Source organism: Paenarthrobacter sp. NPDC092416, from assembly GCF_044755025.1.
Classification (GTDB): Bacteria; Actinomycetota; Actinomycetes; order Actinomycetales; family Micrococcaceae; genus Arthrobacter.
In genome coordinates this window covers 1-1,951 of sequence record NZ_JBIVQG010000037.1, presented here as the reverse complement: position 1 = coordinate 1,951, position 1,951 = coordinate 1, and the positions used below count along the sequence as shown (strand labels likewise).

The window sequence follows — 1,951 nt, the reverse complement described above, 5'->3', positions numbered from 1 at the left end:
CGGTGTGGCAGCAGGTGTCGTCGGTGGTGGTGTTGTTGGTTGTTCCTGCGGGGAGGTTGAGGGTGGGGTTTTGGTTGAAGAAGCCGTGGGGTTCGAGCATGAAGCCGATGTTCTGGCGGGGCATCACGGGCCAGTCTTCGAGGCGGACGACGTGGTGCATGCCGAAGGTGTACCAGACCACGAGGTCCTGGTCCACGATGTTCCGGTCTGCTTGGGTCCAGATGTGCAGCCCGTCATCGGCGCCGGTGGACTGGTTGGGGTATTCGCCGGCGGCGAAGCGTTCGGTCCGGTCGTAGGCGGTGACCCAGAGGTTGTTCCGGGCGAATTGGGCGCGTTTGGAGACGTAGGACTCGTCGCCGGCGGCGAGTTGGATGCCGTTGGTGGGGATGAGCCGGTAGGCGACCGGTTCGTTCACGAGGTTCTTCTTCTCGCGGTTGGCGATCTTCCAGAAGCGGTGTTTGGAGGAGTCGGTCTTGCGGATGGCCTGCTGTTCGGTTTCCAGGAGCCGGTCCACGGCTTTGAACGCGGTGTGCGTGGGGTTGTGCTCGGGGATTTCCATGTCCACTTCGTAGACGGAGTTGTTGGGTCCGTCGAGTTCGAAGTCCATCCGGACGTTGAACATGTGTTGGTGGATGGGTGCGTACAGGCCCTCGTTGTTCAGGTTCTGGCCGTACGGGTTCTTCTCGCCGGGCTTCTGCCCGGCGGTGGAGAGGATGCCGGTGGCCTTGACGAGGAACTCGATGGACCCGTCCAGGAACAGGTGCCAGTAGAAGGCGTATTCATAGTTGGCTACCGTGGCGATGAAGGAGATCACCAGCTTGCGGGACCGGCGGGTCTCGGCGGTGCCTTCACGGAAGTCGAAGTGCTTCCAGAGGATGGAGTCGTCTTCTTCGTGCATGCAGATCGCGTTCTCAATGGTCCACGGGTTGCCGTGGCTGTCGACGCTGTTCCCGTCGAAGTACTTGATCTCGCCCAGGCAGTCACAACCAAGGGTCAGGGAGTTGGCCATGTTGCCGATGTTGTATTCACCGGAGTCGAACGCGTTCTTCTTGGCCTGCACCGGCGCGGTGTCACCATAAGGAACCACCATCTCCGAGAGCGAGGCCCGGTTGATGACCGGTCGCTCCACGCCCTGGTCGCGGAACTTGAGCTGGTGCAGGACCAGGCCTTCACGCGGGGTGAACCCGACCCGGAAGGACCAGTCGGCCCACTGGACATGGTTGCCGGTGACCGTGAAGGACGCGCCCTCGGGCTGGGTGATGTTGATCGGCTTCAGGTCCGTGCGGGCCGCACCGACGTACTTGGGCAGGTAGTTGCCCCGCGCGGACGGGACCGGGATGGCCTGGTCATCTTCGAGCCTGACGACCTTCCCGGCAGAGAGGTCGTAAAACACGATGAAGTTCTCGATCGGGTGCGCGTACGGGCTGTCGTCTGGCTCGTCACGAACGAACACCAGAGCACGCATCAAACGACGACCCTCGGCGTCCTCACCGAAGTACCCCACAGACCAAGGCTCGAAACACACCAGGTCCAGGTCCGTCAGGCCACGCTTGGCCAACGCAGCTATGACCTGCGGGTCTTTCCGGCACGCTTCCTCGCACTCAGCGAACTCGTCCAGCATGAACGGAGGCTGGACATCCGCGGCCAACTGGGTCCACCGATCCACGGTCCCGGCGTCAAGATCAACCACCGCCTCGAACGAACGCGCCTGGGCACGGTCCACCAGGACCGCCTCAGCCTCACGAGCCACCTGCACACCAGCCCGCAAGTCCTCCTTGGACGGCTCACGAAGCTCAACACTGATAAAACGGAACGACTCCGCCGCAGCCGGTCCCTCCTTCAAAATCGCCACCGCCCGCGAAATCTCCGCACGCGACAACGGATCCAACGGGTGCGAAACCCCCACAAGAGCCTCAGTTTCAGCATTCAAAGTCACGACTAACTCCTTTGT

1 protein-coding gene is annotated in these 1,951 nt (G+C 62.2%); it reads right to left on the bottom strand.

Features of this window, described 5'->3' with window-relative positions; translation table 11 throughout:
- Positions 1-1,936 (bottom strand): primary-amine oxidase (locus ACIQC5_RS24210; protein ID WP_400287766.1); only part of this gene is annotated, 1,936 nt, incomplete at its 3' end.
- Positions 1,937-1,951: the final 15 nt, after the last annotated feature.